Below are 19,102 nucleotides of genomic sequence, written 5' to 3'. Positions count from 1 at the left end.
TCAGAATGAATGGCATCCGGCGTATTTTACAGAACCTGGCGGCAGTGATTATCCTGCTGGCGCTGTTTCTGACCGGATTCCGCCTCTGGCCGCATCCGCCGTTGTCAGAAGGTGTGCCTCTGTCGGTTGCCTATTATGACCGCAACGGCACACTGCTGCGCCTGACGCTGGCAAACGATGACCGCTACCGGCTGTGGACACCGCTGGAAGAGATGTCCCCCCTGCTGACAGAGGGGACGCTGCGTTATGAGGATCGCTGGTTTTATCTCCATCCCGGGTTTAATCCGTACAGCCTCACGCGCGGTTTTTTTGTCAGTTATATCAGCGGGGAGCGGCTTCAGGGCGGCTCAACCATCACCATGCAGCTGGCACGGATGCGCTGGCATCTCAACACCCGCACCCTGCGGGGGAAAACCGAACAGATCCTGCGGGCTGTGCAGCTGGAACTGAGCTATTCCAAACACGACATTCTGGAAGCCTATCTTAACTATGCCCCCTATGGCCGGAATATTGAGAGCGCCGGGGCAGCCTCACTGGTCTATTTCAATAAAAAACCGGCGGATTTAACGCTGCCGGAAGCCCTGACGCTGGCGGTACTGCCGCAGTCGCCGGGATATCGTGTCACACCGGGAGGCGCGGATATCAGCCAGCCGCTGATGCAGGCACGCAACCGGCTCTGGCAGCACTGGCGGGAAGAGCATCCGGACGATGAAAATATGGCGGCACTGTTTGAACTGCCGCTGATGCTGCGCCAGCCGGAACAGATGCCTTACATCGCCCCGCATCTGATTGAGCAGATAGCCCGGCAGAACCGGTTCAGTGCTGAAAAACCACAGACAGTGGTTACCACGCTGGATGTGAATCTTCAGCGTATTGCCGAAAAACAGGTGGCTGCTTTTATCGCCCGCCGTCAGCAGGCGGGATTGCACAACGCGGCGGTGCTTCTTGTTGATACCCGTGATATGGGCGTGCGGGCGCTGGTGGGTTCGGCGGATTATTACAACACGGAGATCCACGGCCAGGTGAACGGCACCAACGCCAAACGCTCTCCCGGCTCGGCACTGAAACCCTTTATTTACGCCCTCGGGCTGGAGCAGGGCGTGCTGCATCCGCTGACCATTCTTAAAGATGTGCCGTCCACCTTCGGCAGCTACGCGCCGGAGAACTTTGACCTGCGCTTTATGGGGCCGCTGCCGGCAACACAGGCACTGAACTACAGCCGTAATATTCCGGCGGTGGATATCGCGGCAAAACTCAGCAAACCGAATCTCTATCAGTTTCTCCGTCTGGCCGGGCTCTCCGGGATGGCGGGGGAAAAGCACTACGGACTGTCGCTGGTCCTGGGCGGCGGTGAAGTGACCGCGCAGGAGCTGGCAAAACTCTATGCGATCCTCGCAAACCGGGGCGTTCTGCGCCCGCTGCGGATGATTGAATCCGAACAGCCGGCTGCGCCGGTCCGTTTGCTGAGTGATGAAGCGGCATTTATCACCCTGGATATGCTGGGGCAGCACCGCCGCCCCGGTAACACCCTCGCACAAAAACCGATGACACTGCCGGTGTACTGGAAAACCGGCACTTCCTGGGGATTCCGTGATGCCTGGAGCAGCGGTATCACCGGCCCGTATGTGCTGGTGGTCTGGCTCGGGAACTTTGACGGCACCGGAAACAGTGCGCTGATTGGTGCGGAAGCTGCCGCACCGCTGTTTTTCAATATTATCGACAACATTATGGCGGAGTACCCGGCACTGCGGGAGCCTGACTTTCCGCTGCCGGAAAATCTCCGTCAGGTGGAGGTTTGTCTGGCCAGCGGCAACCTGCCGACGCAGTGGTGTCAGCGGCGGGGCAAAACCTGGTTTATCCCGGGTAAATCCCCCATTGCGGTTGATACCATCTACCGCCCGGTGGCGACGGATAAAATCACCGGCGATGTGGTCTGTCCGCCTTATGATCCTGACCAGGTGAATATTGATATCTATGAATACTGGCCGTCTGACCTGGCGCGGGTGTTTGCCCTGGCCGGTCTGCCGAAGAAAACCCCGCCGTCTGTCGCACACTGCAAAGGCGGCAACAGCCTGATCGGCAGTACTCCGCCACAAATTACCTCTCCGCTGCGCAACACCACTTACACACTGCGGCGGACAGCAAACCAGCCATCCTCCCTGTTTTTTACCGCCACCGCCGATAATGACAGCAGTGTGATTTACTGGTTTGCCGGTGATGCATACCTCGGTAACAGCACCAGCCGCCGCCCGCTGGAATGGAAACCGGAAGCCGCCGGACGCTACCGTATCCGCGCCGTGGATGACCACGGCCGTGCCGATTCACGGATGATTCAGGTGGATATTCTGGGGGTGAGGGAGAGGTGAATTGTAAACACCCTCCCGGAACAAATCACATTCCGGGAGAGCGCTGATAATAAAACCGCTTATTTATTTTTATCGCTGATACGTGAGAAATCCCACTCTTTTAAAGCTTCTTCGGCATCTTTATTGCCGTATTTTGCCGACAATATCAGGTTATCCCGTGCTTTTCGCAGATCATCATCGCTGCCGGTACCGGCCATTTTGTGATAGTACATCCACGCGACTTTGTATTTCGCCATTTCATGATGACTGCCCTGTTCAAGAGAGGTCATTTCATAATAGCGGGCAGCCTGCGGATAATCTTTTTCCAGCCCGGCCTGACCGAAATAGAGCATATCCCCGGCGAGGTGTGCGGTATTGCTGTCGCCCAGTTTGGCCCCCGCATCAAAATACGCGAGGGCTTTTTTACCGTCGACCGGGATCCCGCGCTCATTCGGTTTACGGTAGAGATTACCCAGCACGTTGTAGGCTCTGGCGTACCCGTTTTTACCGGCCAGCTCATAGTAATAGATCATTTTTTCCGTATCTTCCGGAACGCGTTCGCCACGGGCATAGTTTACCCCCAGCGAGAATGCGGCCGGGCCGTCACCGCTTTCTGCTTTTTGCCGCTTCGCTTCAATTTCCTGTTCATAACGACCGTATTGCTCATACACCTGCTTTTTCTTAATACGCTGCAGCACGGTGTTGCGTTCTGCATCCGTCAGTGTGGCGATAAGGTCGTCCCCCTCCCGGGAGCTGACACCGGCGAGTGAACCGTAGTAATAGGTTTCCGGAGCATTCTTCTTCACTATCTGCGCGTCATACATACCTTTCAGGGCATGTGTGTTGTTATACGTCAATGAGCGGGTATACCACGCGATAGCTTTGTCAGGATCCGGTGCCCGGTTACAGAAGCCTTCAAGCCACGCATCACCCATGGCTTTGGTCCGCTCTTCCGGCGGCATCAGCATATGGTTATCGGTATTTTCCGGATAGTCCGATTTTTTCAGCCACTCCGTCAGATACTGCTCCGCTTTAGCGGGATCGGCATCGTCACGGCGGCAATATTCCGGCGACATATAGTATTCGTAGAGTGTTTCTGTCGCAGCGATATCGCCGCTATCATGGCCTTTTTGCAGATAAGACAGTGCTTTATCCATGTCATTATTCTGCCGGTAATAATAGAACAGGTCGATTTGTGCATCGGCCCGTTTATCTGCCTCCGATTCCAGCAGTGTGAGATATTTTTTGTTGTCTGCCTTATACAGAGAGCTGCCGTTGTCATCGCTGAGAGTGCCGCGATACAGCTGAGTCAGTGCTTCAAACGCGGCTTTTGACACCTCTTCATCACTGTTTTTCAGACCGTTTTCCACCCGGGTGATAATACCGGTCCACTCCGGTGAATCCTGTGTAATGCTGTTCTCTCTGAGTTGCATGATGGCCAGCATGGTATCGCAGCAACTGTCACCTTTCTCCGCACCGCGGCGTAATACCGCCATTTTACCGTCATTGGTTTCAGTCGCCCCGGCCAGAGCGCAGAATGCAGGCAGATAACCGCTTTCCGCGCTTTTTTCAAACCAGTAGCGGGCGGTATCATAATAGCCGCTGCTCTTATAGTGTTCCCCGGCGGCGTTCATGGCGCTGCTGTCTCCGGCCAGTGCCGGTTTTATCGTACCCTCATAGAATGCAATATTTTCTGATACATCACGCGGCCCTTTGTAGGCACGTATCAGGACAATGGCTTTTTCCCAGTCCGGTGTGATAATCCGGCGCTGTGTCTCTTTATCGTACTCTCCCTTTTCATAGGTATCTGCCAGCAGGATTGTGGCATAGTTATGACCGGCATCTGCTGCCTTTTGCAAGTATGGCAGGGCTTGCTGCAGATCTTTTTGTGTGCCGCGTCCGAGAAAATAAGCATAACCGGTTTCATAAGCAGCATTCGGGCTTTCATCCGCCAGTTTTACATTTATTTCAAACTGATCCATTGCTTTCAGCTCGTGAGCACCGTAATCACCGGCTTTGCTGAAATAATAACGGGCTTTCTGACGATCTGCGCTGACAAGATTGCTGCCCTGCAGGTACTGTGTACCCAGATCACGCAGATAGCTGTTATTGCCGGTTCCCGGGAGTTTGTCGTACAGCGACAGCAGCAGTTTTTTATCCTCCGGGCTGAGTGTGTCTGCGCTTTTGTAGTCATCAATCAGTGTGGTGATGGCATCTTCATTACCGCCTTTCGCTGCCATTTTCAGGTAATACCGTGATTTTTCCGGATCCTGAATCAGGCCGTGGTTGCCGTTTCTCCATGCATAAGATAATTCATAGGCGGCTTCAGCATCCCCTTTCTGTACACGGGCATTCAGGTCTGCCAGGGTGTCACGGCTCTTTTTGACTTTGCTCAGGCGTGATTCTGTGAAACGGTAATCGCGATCAGGAATTTTTTCGTACCAGGCGACGGAGGTATTCAGGTCAGCTTTTACACCGTATTTACCCTCATAATAGATCTCGCCCAATTCATACATACAGGCCCATCCTCCGGCATCGGCACACTGTGTCAGCCGGGGCACAATATCGCGTTCCGTCAGTCCGGTTACCCGCAGAAACGTCTGATTCAGGTTACTCTGTGTACCGGAGCGGGTCGCGCTCTTCAGACGATTTACCATGTATTCACCGGCGTCCGTGTTGCCCAGCGCTGCCGCTTTCATCATCAGCTCAATATCCGGACGCAGGATCTCATCGGTCATATCCGGTTTATCTTCTGCATCTTCCAGTTTCAGCTTCGCATAGTAATACGTGACAACCGGATCCTGACCCAGCAGCGGTTCAATCAGTTTCTGCGCTTCAGCGTTATTATCCCGCAGGGCAAGCAGGACCCAGAATTGTCTGGCAAGGAGGTTGTTTTTGCCTTCGGAGAATACAATCTGCGTGACATCATGCCATTCTTTTTCCGTCAGCAGGGAGCGGGCATATCCGCTTTTCATTATTTCCAGCGCCAGCTTTAAAGCCTGTTCATTATTGCCGGTATTGAGAGAAATAAGCGATTTTGCCAGGTGAACATCGGCACTGGGGGTATATTCGCCGGCTTTCAGATACAGTTCCATAGCCTGTTTACGGTTTTTTACCGGATCTTCCTGCAACAGATAATCGGCATAAAAATACGCCTGGCGGTAGTTATCATTTTCTTCGATATCTTTTTTCAGGAACGCGATAATCTCTTTTTCATCAATTTCACCGCCGGTATCAAAGGAAAAATAGAGATCTGTTAAACGCCGGTAAGCCTTATCCTGAAAATAGGGATCTCTCAGCAGGGATTTATAGATCCCGATTGCTTTTTTCATATCCTGCTCAATACCGATACCTCTGGCGTACTTATAGGCCAGTTGATCCTGTGAATCCGGCAGGGGAGATAATTCAGCCGATTTTTTATTCAGTTCAAAGGCGCGAACCGGATCATAAATATTCCCTTCCTGATCACCGTAACGTGCGGAAGCCAGCATCAGCGCCTCCGGGTCATCCGGATATTTTTCCAGTAATTTGGCTAAATAGGCAGATACCTGTGCGTTGGTGTCGTTATCCGGAAACTGATAGCTGCTGGTAATATCCTCAATAATATCGATTAATGCATCGTGATGTCCGGTATTCGCAGCCTGTTTCAGGTATTTCGCCGCACGTTCCCGGTCATAACCGAAGGCATCATCAAAACGGATATTACGGTGGATTTGATAAAGGAGATAAAGGGCATCGGGATATCCGGCATCAGCTGCGGCTGTCAGATATTCAGGGTTTGTTTTGGTATCAAGATACCAGGTATAAAGGGCTTTCGGATCTTTTTGATTAATCAGCGGCTGTAAATAGCGGAGGGCTTTTTCTTTATCTGCGATAACACCCGCTCCCTGCATATAAGTGTCATAGAGGGCATAACGGGCATACTGATTGCCGTTCTCCGCCATTTTCTCCAGTTTTGCCAGCCGGGCGGTTATTTCATCTGCCGTTTCTGAGCCAAAAAGGGATAATGCTTTCGGCATCAAATCATCTTCACTGAGTGAGCTGATTTGTGAAAATGCCATATAGCGGTATTTTTTTGCCTGTCCGGGATCGGCTTCTATTCCGTGACCGCCTTTTTCATATATTCCGGAAAGCAGCATAGCAGGCAGGGTAAATTGCTCGCTGAGCAACGGTGTCAGAATACCGACCGCTTTTTTATAATCTTTATCATATTCATACGCGATATAGCCCAGCGCGAATTTTGCAAAAAACGACCCCTGATCTGCGGCTGCTGTCATATATTTCCGCGCCTGTTCTGCATCTGACGGAATATTGCCGTATTTATCGAGAAGATAAATAGTGCCCAGTAATTCCTGAGCCTCATGGACACCGGCCTGTGCCGCGGCTTTCAGGGAGGTAATACCGTACTGATCCCGCGCGGTATCCTGTGTTATACCGTGATAGCGGTAATAACCGAGGTTGTATAAGGCACTTTTATTACCGGCATTCGCGGCCCGTTCCAGCCACTGATAACCGAGTAACGCATTGGCCGGTGCATCGTAGCCGTTGAGATACATCACAGACAATGCATAGGCTGCCTGCGGATCCTTTTCCGCTTCTGCGGAAAAATAACGGAATGCCCCGTCAGTATCCCCGGATAAATACAGCTCATAGCCTTTATCTGCCGGGGTGCTGCCGGACGTCACAGAATACGTCAGCCAGGCCCCGCCGGACAATGCAATAGCAATAAGCAGAGCAAGCCCCAGTTTACGTTGCTTTGTCATATCAGTCCTTATACGGATTAATCTTAAATAAACAGGAAGACAGAAAATAAAAATTTGACTTAGTGTAACGGAATAAAGAAGTAATTCAATGTTATCCGGCCAACAGAAAAATAAATGAAAACAGCCTGTTATTATCGGAGAATATCCGGTGTAATCGGTTTTTTGATGCGGAAAAATCGTTATCTGAATAACAAACGGGAGATGATACAAAGAAGCGAAGTTTGGGCGGAAAATTAACCTGACAAAGAAGATTTAATATATTGCATTCGTTTCCGAGAGATATTCAGAATAACAATATCCCTGAGATTTATGAATATCATTAGTAAGGTTTGCAGGGATATTTGCATTACCTGCCTGATATTGGCACACAAATCAAAAAATTGGTGGATCACTTTTGCGACACTCAGCACCTGATGTAAAAAAGCCACCCTGTGAAGAGTGGCTTAATACACTGATAAATCAGTAAAAATTTGGTGGCCCCTACTGGACTTGAACCAGTGACCAAGCGATTATGAGTCGCGTGCTCTAACCAACTGAGCTAAGGGGCCGAAGTGGGTGAGATTATACTGCCAGTTGTCTGCGGGGTCTAGCGTTTCTTGTCTATCTGACTGTTTTATGAGCGGAATATTGCCTGTCAAAAATGATTTCTGAATATCAATTGTGTAAGTGAATTACTTCTTGTCCGGCAATGAATAAGCATAAAAAAAGGCGCCGTTAAACGGCGCCTGATAATGCTCTGATCCTGAAGCGGATTATTCGTCCAGGAAGCTGCGTAACACTTCAGAACGGCTCGGGTGGCGCAGTTTGCGCAGTGCCTTCGCTTCAATCTGACGGATACGTTCGCGGGTAACGTCAAACTGTTTACCTACTTCTTCCAGCGTGTGGTCAGTATTCATATCAATACCGAAACGCATACGCAGAACTTTCGCTTCACGCGGGGTCAGGCCGGCCAGCACTTCGTGAGTCGCGGAACGCAGGCTCTCTGAGGTGGCGGAATCCAGCGGCAGTTCGAGGGTAGTATCCTCGATGAAATCCCCTAAGTGCGAATCTTCATCATCACCAATCGGTGTTTCCATTGAGATTGGCTCTTTGGCGATTTTCAGCACTTTGCGGATTTTATCTTCCGGCATCAGCATCCGCTCTGCCAGTTCTTCCGGTGACGGCTCACGGCCCATCTCCTGAAGCATCTGACGGGAGATACGGTTGAGTTTGTTGATAGTCTCAATCATATGCACCGGGATACGGATAGTACGCGCCTGGTCCGCGATAGAGCGGGTAATCGCCTGACGGATCCACCAGGTGGCATAGGTTGAGAACTTATAACCACGACGGTATTCAAATTTATCAACCGCTTTCATCAGACCGATGTTACCTTCCTGAATCAGATCCAGGAACTGCAGGCCACGGTTGGTGTATTTTTTCGCGATAGAGATAACCAGACGTAAGTTCGCCTCAACCATCTCTTTTTTCGCACGGCGGGCTTTCGCTTCACCGATAGACATGCGGCGGTTAATATCTTTGACCTGTTCAATGGTCAGGCCGGTTTCTTCTTCAATCTGACGCAGACGTTGCAGGCTGCGTTCAACTTCTTCCGCGACATCCTGCAGTTTTTCAGACCACGGTTTGTTCATCGCGACAGCAGCAGTAAACCAGGAATCACTGGTTTCATTGCCGGTGAACAGGGTGATGAAGTTTTTCTTCGGCATTTTGCTCTGCTCAACGCAGAGTTTCATGATGTAGCGTTCCTGCTGACGGACACGATCCATCATTTCACGCATGTTGTTGACCAGATGGTCAAACTGCTTCGGAACTAAACGGAACTCTTTGAAAACTTCAGAGAGCTGCTGGATTTCCGCATTGGTGTTCGGGTGGTCGCGGCCGTGAATTTTAATCTGCTGACGCGCTTTTTCATGCTGCACACGCAGCGCTTCGAATTTCTGACGAGCCAGTTCAGGATCGATGCTGTTATCGTCATCGCTGTCACTGTCATCCTCTTCTTCTTCGTCTTCGTCGTCGTCATCTTTGTTTAATTCTTCGGCCGGCAGCTCAGAACCGATGTTGGTTGCGGTTGGTGCCAGATCTTCTTCCGCGTTCGGGTCAACAAAGCCGGTAATCAGGTCAGAAAGACGGACTTCGCCTGCTTCAACGCGGTCGTACTGATCGAGTAAATACGTGATTGCCTCAGGATATTCAGCAACGGAACACTGAACCTGATTGATGCCATCTTCGATGCGCTTGGCAATGTCAATTTCGCCTTCGCGGGTCAACAGTTCTACCGTCCCCATTTCACGCATATACATACGTACAGGGTCAGTGGTCCGGCCAATTTCCGATTCTACACTTGAGAGGACTTGTGCTGCAGCTTCGGCTGCATCATCATCGGTGTCTGTTGAATTCTCTGCCAGCATCAGATCATCAGCATCAGGTGCTTCTTCCATTACCTGAATGCCCATGTCATTGATCATCTGGATAATATCTTCGATCTGATCAGAATCGACGATATCTTCAGGCAGATGGTCATTGACTTCAGCATAGGTCAGATAGCCTTGCTCCTTACCACGGGTGACAAGAAGTTTCAGCTGTGACTGCGGGTTTTGCTCCATAAGACGGTATCCACACTTCTGAGTATTTAGGTTTGTGTTGGTCGGCAAAACAACTTAGCCAGCAACAATAACAATCAAGGATTTCTTTTCTTCGGCCATGAACCTTGGTGACATGGCATGCAGGGCTGTTCCTGCTGTCTGCGGCACTTAAGCCGTTATATTCATCATAGTTTAATAATAATACTTATTGCCGGACCCGCACGAGAAGACTCACTTCATTGCGCTCTTCAGGGGTCAGACCTTCTGTCCGCTCTTTGGCGATCAGGAAGTTAAATCTGTCATTGAGAGCAGATACCACCAGATGATTTAAGGCATCTTTGAAGGTTTTTTCTGCTATCTCATCTATCTCTATATCGTTCCATCCGGCCAGTTTTTCAAGCTGTGGCGCTAATTTATTATCACGGTAGTGTTCCAGTAACTGACCGGTGGTCAGCCCGGGCTGTGATAAACAGGTATCAATCAGCTCCCTGAATAATGAAAAACCGGCAATACGGCTGGTATCAATGGATTCCAGCGGCGGCACTAATTGTGCAAACTGCGGATTCTGCACCAGCAGGGCAATCAGGATCCGCATGGTAGTCGGTTTCAGTTTCGGAGCCTGATAACCGGGACTGTTTTCACTCTGGCGGACCGCCTGTTTGAGCTGCGTGATATCCGGTAATCCGAGTAAATTGCCCAGATCCTGCAATAAAAACGCCTGTTGGGCTTCACCCGGCACGCGGCTTATCAGCGGCATGGCGAGGGCATTCAGCTTGCTGCGCCCCTCCGGGGTGCTCATATCCACCTGGCGCAGCAGGGTATCGAACAGAAACTGAGACAGACTGTGTGCCTCATTCTGCCGCTGCTCGAAGGCTTCACGGCCTTCGCGGCGCACCAGTGAATCCGGATCGTCGCCGTCCGGTAAAAACATAAAACGAAGCTGCCGCCCGTCATTAAGATGGGGAAGAGCAGTTTCGAGTGCCCGCCAGGCGGCTTCACGTCCGGCGCGGTCTCCGTCATAACAACAAATTATGGTATCAGATGTCCGATAGAGCAACTGTATGTGCTCTGCCGTTGTCGATGTCCCGAGTGAGGCCACCGCATAATCAATACCGAACTGTGCCAGGGCAACCACATCCATATAGCCTTCCACCACAAGGATGCGGGACAGTTCGCGGTTATTCTGCTGCGCTTCATACAGCCCGAATAACTGGCGGCCCTTATGAAAAATATCGGTTTCCGGTGAATTCAGGTATTTCGGCAGTGCGTCATCAAGAACACGTCCGCCGAAGGCAATTACCCGGCCGCGCCGGTCGCGGATAGGAAACATCACACGTTCCCGGAAACGGTCATAGCAGCGGCCGTTATCATTGACCACTAACATGCCGGCATCCAGCAACTGCTGACGATCATCCTCACTGCGGGCAAAGCGTTTGAGAACGTTGTCCCATCCGGCGGGGGCATAGCCGATTGCAAACCGGCTGATAATTTCCTGACTCAGACCCCGGCGGTTCAGATACTCACGGGCATGACCGGCGTTATCGGCCTGTAATGCATGGCGGTAAAAGCTGTCCAGTTTTTCCATCAGCTGATACAGGTTCTGGCGCTGATGTTTTTCTATCTGGCTGCTGCCGCTTCCGGTTTCATAAGGAACATCCAGCCCGTGCATTGCTGCTAATTCTTCGATCGCCTCGACAAACTCGAGCCGGTCATAATTAATTAAAAAATCAATAGCATTGCCGTGGGCACCACAGCCGAAGCAGTGGTAAAACTGTTTATCGCTGCTGACTGTAAAAGAGGGAGTTTTTTCGTTGTGGAAAGGACAACACGCCTGGTGATTTTTACCGTGTTTTTTCAGCGGCACCCTGACATCGATAAGATCGATGATATCGGTTCTCGCTAATAAGTCGTTGATAAATGTGCGTGGAATGCGCCCGGCCATAACCCCTTTTTCGCCTGTCTGATAACGATAATAAGCCGCGCTTCCTTCCGGAAACACGGCCATTAACTGCAACTACTGCGGTCTGACTAAGTTGCGGCGCGGCCGCAGCGATTAGTACAGACGAGTGCGACGTGCGTTTTCGCGAGCCAGTTTCTTAGCGTGACGCTTAACAGCAGATGCTTTAGCGCGTTTACGTACAGTCGTTGGTTTTTCATAAAACTCACGACGACGTACTTCAGCTAATACGCCTGCTTTTTCGCAGGAACGTTTGAAACGACGCAGTGCAACGTCAAATGGCTCGTTTTCACGTACTTTAATTACCGGCATGTGCCTCTCACCTCAATAAATAGGTCTGTACTGGCGTTATGCCAGTTGTCTTTAAAATGGTGCGGAATTTTACTTCAATGTGACCCACGTTGTAAAGTGCTGTGGATAATCAGACAGAGAAATACCCCGGATATGGTCAGGTGTTACCGCCAAGACCGGATCCGCACACCCGACAGGGGTTTTACAGAGGGTGCAGATTATAGCGGATACGCGGCGATTTGTCAGCAACAGAAATCCGTTATGCAGGGGAAAAGTATGTGGATAACTGTGTTCATCCTGTGAATAAGCGGTTTTTGCTGAATAAAAATACGGCAGAAAAGCCCCGTATTTCACCTTAATACCTGTCAGCACGCCATTATGGTGATACACTGTTCTCTTTGCGGAGACGGATTTGCTTCCTGCTGTCCGCCGCCAGTCCCGTCAGTTTTTGTTCCAGCGAGTTAAGTCCCATGCGAGTGTTAGGCATTGAAACGTCCTGCGATGAAACCGGAATCGCAATTTATGATGATGAAGCCGGTTTGCTGGCTAATCAGTTATACAGCCAGATCAAAGTCCACGCAGATTACGGCGGCGTGGTGCCGGAACTGGCATCCCGTGACCATATCCGGAAAACAGTGCCGCTGATTCAGGCTGCGCTGAAAGAAGCCGGTCTGACGGCACAGGATATTGATGCGGTGGCCTATACCGCAGGACCGGGGCTGGTCGGGGCGCTGATGGTCGGGGCGACAGTCGGCCGTGCGCTGGCGTTTTCCTGGAATGTCCCGGCGGTGCCGGTTCACCATATGGAAGGCCATCTGCTGGCACCGATGCTGGAAGAACATCAGCCGGAGTTTCCGTTTGTCGCGCTGCTGGTATCCGGCGGTCATACGCAGTTAATCAGTGTGACCGGTATCGGTGAATACACGCTGCTGGGTGAATCTATCGATGATGCAGCCGGTGAAGCCTTTGATAAAACAGCCAAATTACTGGGTCTGGATTATCCTGGCGGGCCTGCACTGTCACGCATGGCAGCACAGGGCACGCCGGGACGTTTTACTTTCCCGCGTCCGATGACTGACCGGCCGGGGCTGGATTTCAGCTTCTCCGGGCTGAAAACCTTTGCCGCTAATACCATTCATCAGAATGATGATTCAGACCAGACAAAGGCGGATATCGCCCGTGCTTTTGAAGACGCGGTGGTCGATACGCTGGTGATCAAATGCAAACGCGCGCTGGAGCAGACCGGCTTTAAACGGCTGGTGATGGCAGGCGGCGTGAGTGCAAACCGCACACTGCGCGAACGCATGGCGCAGACACTGCAAAAACTGGGCGGAGAAGCGTTCTATGCCCGCCCTGAACTGTGTACGGATAACGGTGCGATGATCGCGCTGGCCGGGATGATCCGCTTCAAAGGCGGTATGCGCAGTGAATTAGGCGTGACTGTCCGTCCGCGGTGGCCGCTGGCTGAGTTACCGCCGCTGGACAAATAATTTCCGGACACAAAAAAGGCGCTTCAGCGCCTTTTTTAATCCTCTTTTTCCTGCTCTTTCGCTTCCTGGATTATCTCTTTATCCGTTTTGGCCCGCTTTTTCTTCAGCTTCTGCCAGATACGGCTTTCCTGTCCGCGCCACAACCGCTGAATATTGTCATGATGGCGGATAAGCACCAGGCAGGAGAGCATGGCAACCGGGAAGGTAAACTCCGGTTTGAACCACCAGACATAAAACGGTGCCACCAGCGCACTGACAATCGCGCCTAATGATGAGTAACCACTCAGCAGCACGGTCAGCAGCCAGGTTCCGGCAACCAGTCCGGTCAGATCCCAGCCGATGGCGGCAATCGAACCAAATGCCGTTGCCACGCCTTTTCCGCCTTTAAAGTGGAAAAATACCGGATAAATATGGCCTAAACAGGCGGCAATGGCGATAATGCCGAGGTAAAAATACGGTATTTGCAGGAGGTAAGCGAGCCAGACCGGCAGCATACCCTTGAGTACGTCGCAGATAAGGACACCGGCAGCCGCCAGTTTGCCGCCGATGCGCAGCACGTTGGTCGCCCCCGGGTTTCCGGAGCCGTGATGCCGCGGATCCGGCAGTCCCGCAAGACGGCAGATCAGGATCGCACTGGAAATTGATCCCAGCAGATAAGCGAAGATGATCATACCAAGCGCGATTCCACTCATGCTTCTCTCCTGACAGACGGTAAATTACAGTTATTGGCCTCCATGGATAATACGCATATTTCATGGGAAGTGATATCCGATGAGCATAAAAAAACGAGGTAAATGCGGATGGATGTTGTTTTTATTAAGAAACTTGTTGTTTTTACAACGATTGGTGCTTACGACTGGGAAAAGGATATTACGCAGAAATTAGTGCTCGATATCGAAATGCACTGGGATAACAAACGCGCATCTGAGAGTGACGATGTGGAACATTGTCTCGATTATGCCAGCGTCAGCACTGCAATTCTGGATTATGTGCAGACAAGACAGTTCGCTCTGGTGGAACGTGTGGCGGAAGAAGTGGCGTCATTATTACTGACTGAGTTCGGCACCCCTTGGGTTCGTATCCGCGTGGCCAAACCGGGTGCGGTGGCACAGGCGGAAGAAGTGGGTGTCATTATTGAACGAAGTGCGGCCTGATGTTGTCATAATGCCGTCAGCGGAACTGTCATAAAAGCGCTGAGGGTGTCATGAAATTGTCACACTTGCGTCATATGCTGTTCTCCGTATCCGGCATTCCCGCGTCCGGGAGTGCCTTATTTTATCTGCCATACAGGGCGTTATATGGGCGATATCACAAGTTTACTGCATGCATTGATTCTCGGGGTTGTTGAAGGATTAACCGAATTTCTGCCGGTGTCATCAACCGGTCATATGATTATTGTTGCTGAGCTTATCGGCTTTACCGGCGATAAAGCAAAAACGTTTGAAGTGGTTATCCAGCTCGGTTCCATCCTGGCGGTGGTTTTCCTGTTCTGGCGGCGGATGTTTGCCCTTATCGGTATTCACTTCGGCCGGGTTCCCCATGAAGGACAGACTCAGGGAAAACTGAATTTACTCCACATTATTATTGCTATGTTACCGGCGGTGGTTCTCGGTTTACTGCTGCGGGATCAGATTAAGTCTCTGTTTAATCCGGTGAATGTGATGTACGCGCTGGTTGCGGGCGGTATCCTGCTGATTGTGGCTGAAGTCTTTAAGCCGAAGAAGGTGCAGGCTACTGGTCTTGATGATATCAGCTACCGTCAGGCGTTTGCCATCGGCTGTTTCCAGTGCCTGGCTCTGTGGCCGGGATTCTCCCGTTCGGGTGCCACCATCTCCGGCGGTATGCTGATGGGGATCAACCGTTACACTGCATCAGAGTTTTCCTTTATTCTGGCCGTACCGATGATGATGGGCGCGACAGCACTGGATTTATACAAGAGCTGGCATTTCCTGAGCAACTCGGATATTCCGATGTTTGCGGTCGGTTTCCTGGCTGCGTTTATTGTGGCGCTGATTGCCATGAAAACCTTCCTGTCACTGATTAAACGTATCTCCTTTATCCCGTTTGCTATCTACCGCTTTATTGTGGCTGCTGCCGTTTACGTGGTGTTTGTCCACTGAGTTTCGCGTAAACACATCACTCTTTGCGCAGGGAAAATCCATCTGACCTGCGCAAAGTCAAAGCGGGCACTCCGCAGATTTGCTACTAATATAATTAATAACGGATACATAAAAGCTGGTAATGGTTTACCGGCTTTTATGTGTAATATTTTATTTATGTTGACTGCCCGACACAGCGTGATCAGATGCTCCGCACCTGTCACGAGTCTGACCACAATGCCGCGCCGGAGCCAATAAATCGAGCAGGAGTCAGGATTATGTGCAGCACATGCGGTTGCAGCGAAGGAAACGTGCAGATTGAAGGTCACAGCCACGACCACCACGGCCATGATCACCATCATCATGAACATGACAACCATTCCCGCCCCGTCATCATTCATCACCACCACTATCATCATAACGGTGATGTGAATCACTATTATTATGACGGCCGTGAAGCCGGTGAAGAGCATGCTCACGGACACAGTCATGAGCACAGCCACGGACATGAACACACTCATGATCACGGGCACGGCCACAGCCATTCTCATGAGCACGAACATGCTCACGACCATCATCATTCACATGAACACGACCACGGTCATGACCATGCAGCGGCTTTTGCGCCGGTAATTGATAAAGACAATATGCATTACGGGATGGGCGAAGCGGGCACACACGCGCCGGGCCTGACCCAGAAACGGATGGTGCAGATTGAGATGGGGGTGCTGGATAAAAACAACCAAATCGCCGTCCATAACCGCGAACATTTACAGGAGCAGGGCATTCTGGCGCTGAACCTGGTATCCAGTCCCGGCTCCGGCAAAACCACATTACTGACCCGCACACTCAATTACCTGAAAGACAAAGTTCCATGTGCTGTGATTGAAGGCGACCAGCAAACCACCAATGATGCTGAGCGGATCCGCGCAACCGGCGTACCGGCGATTCAGGTCAATACCGGCAAAGGGTGTCACCTGGATGCGCAGATGGTGCATGACGCCATGCATCACCTCGGACTGAAAGATAACAGCCTGTTATTTATCGAAAACGTCGGTAACCTGGTCTGCCCGGCCGGTTTTGATCTGGGTGAACAGCATAAGGTGGCAATTCTGTCAGTGACAGAAGGTGAAGATAAGCCACTGAAATACCCGCATATGTTTGCTGCCGCAGACCTGATGCTGATTAACAAAATCGACCTGCTGCCGTATGTGAATGTCAATATTGAAGCCTGTGTGAATGCGGCACGCCGTGTGAATCCGGATATCGATGTCATTGTTCTGTCTGCCACTACCGGTGAAGGAATGGATGAATGGGTTGCCTGGTTACAGGAGCGCCTGAGCAAGGTGAATCAGCAGCGCGGTGCGGCGGAATAAGGGATTTCTATGCGTTTTGTTGATGAGTTCCGTGATCCGGCACTGGCAGAAAAACTGCTGGCGCAGATCCGGGAAGAGATGGCTTCGTGGCCGCATCCGCTGAAACAGCCTTTGCAGATTATGGAGGTGTGCGGCGGTCATACTCACGCCATCTTTAAGTTCGGGCTGGATAAACTGCTGCCCGATTCCGTGGAATTTGTTCACGGGCCGGGCTGCCCGGTCTGTGTGCTGCCGATGGGGCGTATTGATGCCTGTCTGGAAATCGCGGCCTGCCCGGGGGTGATTTTCTGCACTTTCGGGGATGCCATGCGTGTTCCCGGTCGCGGCGGTTCGCTGCTGGATGCCCGCCGTCACGGCAGCGACATCCGCATTGTCTATTCCCCGCTGGATGCACTGACTATTGCCCGCGATAATCCGGATAAAGAGGTCGTCTTCTTCGCCCTTGGTTTTGAAACCACCATGCCGGGTACGGCGGCCACGTTACAGCTGGCGAAAAAAAGCGGACTGATAAATTTCACCGTTTTTTGTCAGCACATCACCATTATCCCGACGCTGCGCACACTGCTGGAGCAGAAAGATGTGTTTATCGACGGCTTTATCGCGCCGGGGCACGTCAGTATGGTGATTGGCTGCACGCCGTATCAGCCGCTGTGTGATGAATTCGCCAAACCGTTTGTGGTGACCGGCTTTGAGCCGCTGGATCTGCTGACAGCTATTCTGATGGTTATCCGCCAGCTGAAAAAGCAGGCACAGGACAAACACGCGCCGATGGCGGTGGAAAATCAGTACAGCCGCATTGTGCCGGAGCAGGGAAATCTGCTGGCACAGAAAGCACTGGCGGAAGTCTTTGAACTGAAAGCCAGCAGTGAGTGGCGCGGACTGGGTAATATCGCGGACTCCGGTATTCAGCTGACACCGGCTTACTATGAATTTGATGCTGAACGCCGCTTCCGGCCGCAGCCGCAGTCTGTTGCCGATAACCCGCAGGCGCGATGCGGGGATGTATTAACAGGCCGCTGCAAACCGGCGGACTGTCCGCTGTTCAGCAACGCATGCACACCGGAAACGGCACTCGGCGCACTGATGGTCTCCTCTGAAGGGGCTTGCGCAGCTTATTATCAGTATCGGCGCGGAGAATAACATGAAACCTATTACTGAAATCACCCTGGCCCAGGGCAACGGCGGACAGGGGATGCAGCAACTGATTGACTCCCTGTTTTTGCAGGCATTTTCCAATCCGTATCTGAATGAAAAAGAAGATCAGGCACGAATACCGCTGGCGGAATTACAGGCCGCCGGTGATCGTCTGGCGTTCAGCACCGACAGCTATGTCATTGATCCGATTATTTTTCCCGGCGGCAATATCGGCAAACTGGCCGTGTGCGGCACAGCGAATGATCTGTCTGTCGGTGGCGCAATCCCGCGCTACCTCTCCTGTGGATTTATCCTTGAGGAGGGGTTGTCGTTTGACATTCTCTCTCAGCTGGTCAGCAGTATGGCGGAAGCCGCAAAAGCCAACGGTATTCAGATTGTGACCGGTGACACCAAAGTGGTGCCGCGCGGTGCGGCAGACAAAGTGTTTATCAATACCGCCGGTATCGGTGTGATCCCGCATCAGTTGAACTGGGCAGCAGCACAATGCCGTCCGGGGGATAAAATTATTGTCAGCGGCACACTGGGTGATCATGGTGCGGCGATCCTCAATCTGCGCGAGAACCTCGGGCTGGATGCTGATCTGCGCAGCGACTGTGCGGTTCTGGAGCCGATGCTTGCACCTTTGCGGGCGATTGACGGCATCAGAGCTGTCCGTGATGCCACCCGTGGCGGCGTCACCGCTATCCTGCATGAGTTTGCCGATGCTTCACAATGCGGTATGAATATCGAAGAACAGAAACTGCCGCTGAAAACTGCAGTACGTGGTGTGTGCGAGCTGTTGGGGCTGGAGGCACTCAATTTTGCCAATGAAGGTAAAGTGGTGATTGTCACAGCCCCGGAAGCCGAAGCCGCCGTGCTGGCAGCCCTCCGTAACAGCCCTCTGGGTCAGGACGCCTGTACCATCGGGCAGGTAACAGAAGCAAAACAGGTGAAAGTGCAGGGGATTTTCGGCGCGACCAGGCTGTTGGATCTTCCGTATAACGAGCCGCTGCCCCGCATCTGCTGATCTGCGAATCTGCGTCATCCTCCGGCCTGTGGCTGTGT

General features: G+C 51.8%; 12 protein-coding genes and 1 tRNA gene. 7 read left to right on the top strand and 6 right to left on the bottom strand.

The genetic code is table 11. From position 1 onward, the window contains the following. The first annotated feature begins 5 nt into the window (after positions 1-5). Positions 6-2,366 (top strand): penicillin-binding protein 1C, encoded by a 2,361-nt coding sequence (gene pbpC / locus HMPREF3119_RS10170; protein WP_070579609.1) that lies wholly within the window; start codon positions 6-8, stop codon positions 2,364-2,366. A 59-nt stretch (positions 2,367-2,425) separates the two neighbouring features. Here the strand turns inward: pbpC and HMPREF3119_RS10165 are convergent, their stop codons facing one another. The 5 genes from HMPREF3119_RS10165 to rpsU form a co-directional block, all read right to left on the bottom strand. Next, positions 2,426-7,108 (bottom strand): tetratricopeptide repeat protein, encoded by a 4,683-nt coding sequence (locus tag HMPREF3119_RS10165; RefSeq protein ID WP_070579607.1) that lies wholly within the window; start codon positions 7,106-7,108, stop codon positions 2,426-2,428. Between the two features lie 471 nt (positions 7,109-7,579). Then, positions 7,580-7,656, bottom strand: a tRNA-Ile gene (locus HMPREF3119_RS10160). Positions 7,657-7,860: 204 nt separating this feature from the next. Next, positions 7,861-9,759 carry an RNA polymerase sigma factor RpoD gene (gene rpoD, locus HMPREF3119_RS10155; protein WP_223302412.1) on the bottom strand — a complete coding sequence of 633 codons (1,899 nt, stop codon included), beginning with the start codon at positions 9,757-9,759 and terminating at the stop codon, positions 7,861-7,863. A 136-nt stretch (positions 9,760-9,895) separates the two neighbouring features. Next, on the bottom strand, positions 9,896-11,632 hold the full coding sequence (gene dnaG, locus HMPREF3119_RS10150; RefSeq protein ID WP_024474555.1) for a DNA primase: 1,737 nt from the start codon (positions 11,630-11,632) through the stop codon (positions 9,896-9,898). A gap of 111 nt (positions 11,633-11,743) precedes the next feature. Further along, positions 11,744-11,959 (bottom strand): 30S ribosomal protein S21, encoded by a 216-nt coding sequence (gene rpsU / locus HMPREF3119_RS18825; RefSeq protein ID WP_004240446.1) that lies wholly within the window; start codon positions 11,957-11,959, stop codon positions 11,744-11,746. A gap of 449 nt (positions 11,960-12,408) precedes the next feature. Here rpsU and tsaD point away from each other — a divergent pair, with 449 nt between their 5' ends. After that, the gene (gene tsaD / locus HMPREF3119_RS10140; protein ID WP_004240443.1) at positions 12,409-13,428 is read left to right on the top strand and encodes a tRNA (adenosine(37)-N6)-threonylcarbamoyltransferase complex transferase subunit TsaD; all 1,020 of its coding nucleotides are present in this window, start codon (positions 12,409-12,411) and stop codon (positions 13,426-13,428) included. A 35-nt stretch (positions 13,429-13,463) separates the two neighbouring features. Here the strand turns inward: tsaD and plsY are convergent, their stop codons facing one another. Continuing rightward, positions 13,464-14,120 (bottom strand): glycerol-3-phosphate 1-O-acyltransferase PlsY, encoded by a 657-nt coding sequence (gene plsY, locus HMPREF3119_RS10135; protein ID WP_004240442.1) that lies wholly within the window; start codon positions 14,118-14,120, stop codon positions 13,464-13,466. 108 nt (positions 14,121-14,228) lie between these two features. On the opposite strand from plsY, the gene folB reads away from it, so the two are divergent. From folB to hypE, 5 genes are all read left to right on the top strand, one after another. Next, a complete protein-coding gene (gene folB, locus HMPREF3119_RS10130) occupies positions 14,229-14,582 on the top strand; it encodes a bifunctional dihydroneopterin aldolase/7,8-dihydroneopterin epimerase (protein WP_049243310.1) in 354 nt (117 codons plus the stop codon). 144 nt (positions 14,583-14,726) lie between these two features. Continuing rightward, positions 14,727-15,548, top strand: coding sequence for an undecaprenyl-diphosphate phosphatase (bacA, locus tag HMPREF3119_RS10125; RefSeq protein WP_004236400.1), 822 nt, complete (start codon positions 14,727-14,729; stop codon positions 15,546-15,548). Positions 15,549-15,805: 257 nt separating this feature from the next. Then, complete coding sequence (gene hypB, locus HMPREF3119_RS10120) at positions 15,806-16,903, top strand: hydrogenase nickel incorporation protein HypB (protein ID WP_083297271.1); 1,098 nt, start codon at positions 15,806-15,808, stop codon at positions 16,901-16,903. Positions 16,904-16,912: 9 nt separating this feature from the next. Next, the gene (hypD, locus tag HMPREF3119_RS10115) at positions 16,913-18,043 is read left to right on the top strand and encodes a hydrogenase formation protein HypD (protein ID WP_070579604.1); all 1,131 of its coding nucleotides are present in this window, start codon (positions 16,913-16,915) and stop codon (positions 18,041-18,043) included. A gap of 1 nt (position 18,044) precedes the next feature. Next, entirely contained in the window at positions 18,045-19,064 is a 1,020-nt protein-coding gene (hypE, locus tag HMPREF3119_RS10110) for a hydrogenase expression/formation protein HypE (RefSeq protein ID WP_049243306.1), read from the top strand. Positions 19,065-19,102 lie beyond the last annotated feature (38 nt).

Source organism: Morganella sp. HMSC11D09 (genome assembly GCF_001807955.1).
Classification (GTDB): domain Bacteria; phylum Pseudomonadota; class Gammaproteobacteria; order Enterobacterales; family Enterobacteriaceae; genus Morganella; species Morganella morganii.
This window is presented reverse-complemented; position numbering and strand designations above follow the sequence as displayed.

Excerpts from the sequence above, each read along its gene's own strand:
- HMPREF3119_RS10165 (WP_070579607.1), bottom strand. The coding sequence starts at position 7,108 with ATGACAAAGCAACGTAAACTGGGGCTTGCTCTGCTTATTGCTATTGCA.
- hypE (WP_049243306.1), top strand. The coding sequence starts at position 18,045 with ATGAAACCTATTACTGAAATCACCCTGGCCCAGGGCAACGGCGGACAG.
- dnaG (WP_024474555.1), bottom strand. The coding sequence starts at position 11,632 with ATGGCCGGGCGCATTCCACGCACATTTATCAACGACTTATTAGCGAGA.
- hypD (WP_070579604.1), top strand. The coding sequence starts at position 16,913 with ATGCGTTTTGTTGATGAGTTCCGTGATCCGGCACTGGCAGAAAAACTG.
- plsY (WP_004240442.1), bottom strand. The coding sequence starts at position 14,120 with ATGAGTGGAATCGCGCTTGGTATGATCATCTTCGCTTATCTGCTGGGA.
- rpsU (WP_004240446.1), bottom strand. The coding sequence starts at position 11,959 with ATGCCGGTAATTAAAGTACGTGAAAACGAGCCATTTGACGTTGCACTG.
- folB (WP_049243310.1), top strand. The coding sequence starts at position 14,229 with ATGGATGTTGTTTTTATTAAGAAACTTGTTGTTTTTACAACGATTGGT.
- pbpC (WP_070579609.1), top strand. The coding sequence starts at position 6 with ATGAATGGCATCCGGCGTATTTTACAGAACCTGGCGGCAGTGATTATC.
- bacA (WP_004236400.1), top strand. The coding sequence starts at position 14,727 with ATGGGCGATATCACAAGTTTACTGCATGCATTGATTCTCGGGGTTGTT.
- hypB (WP_083297271.1), top strand. The coding sequence starts at position 15,806 with ATGTGCAGCACATGCGGTTGCAGCGAAGGAAACGTGCAGATTGAAGGT.
- tsaD (WP_004240443.1), top strand. The coding sequence starts at position 12,409 with ATGCGAGTGTTAGGCATTGAAACGTCCTGCGATGAAACCGGAATCGCA.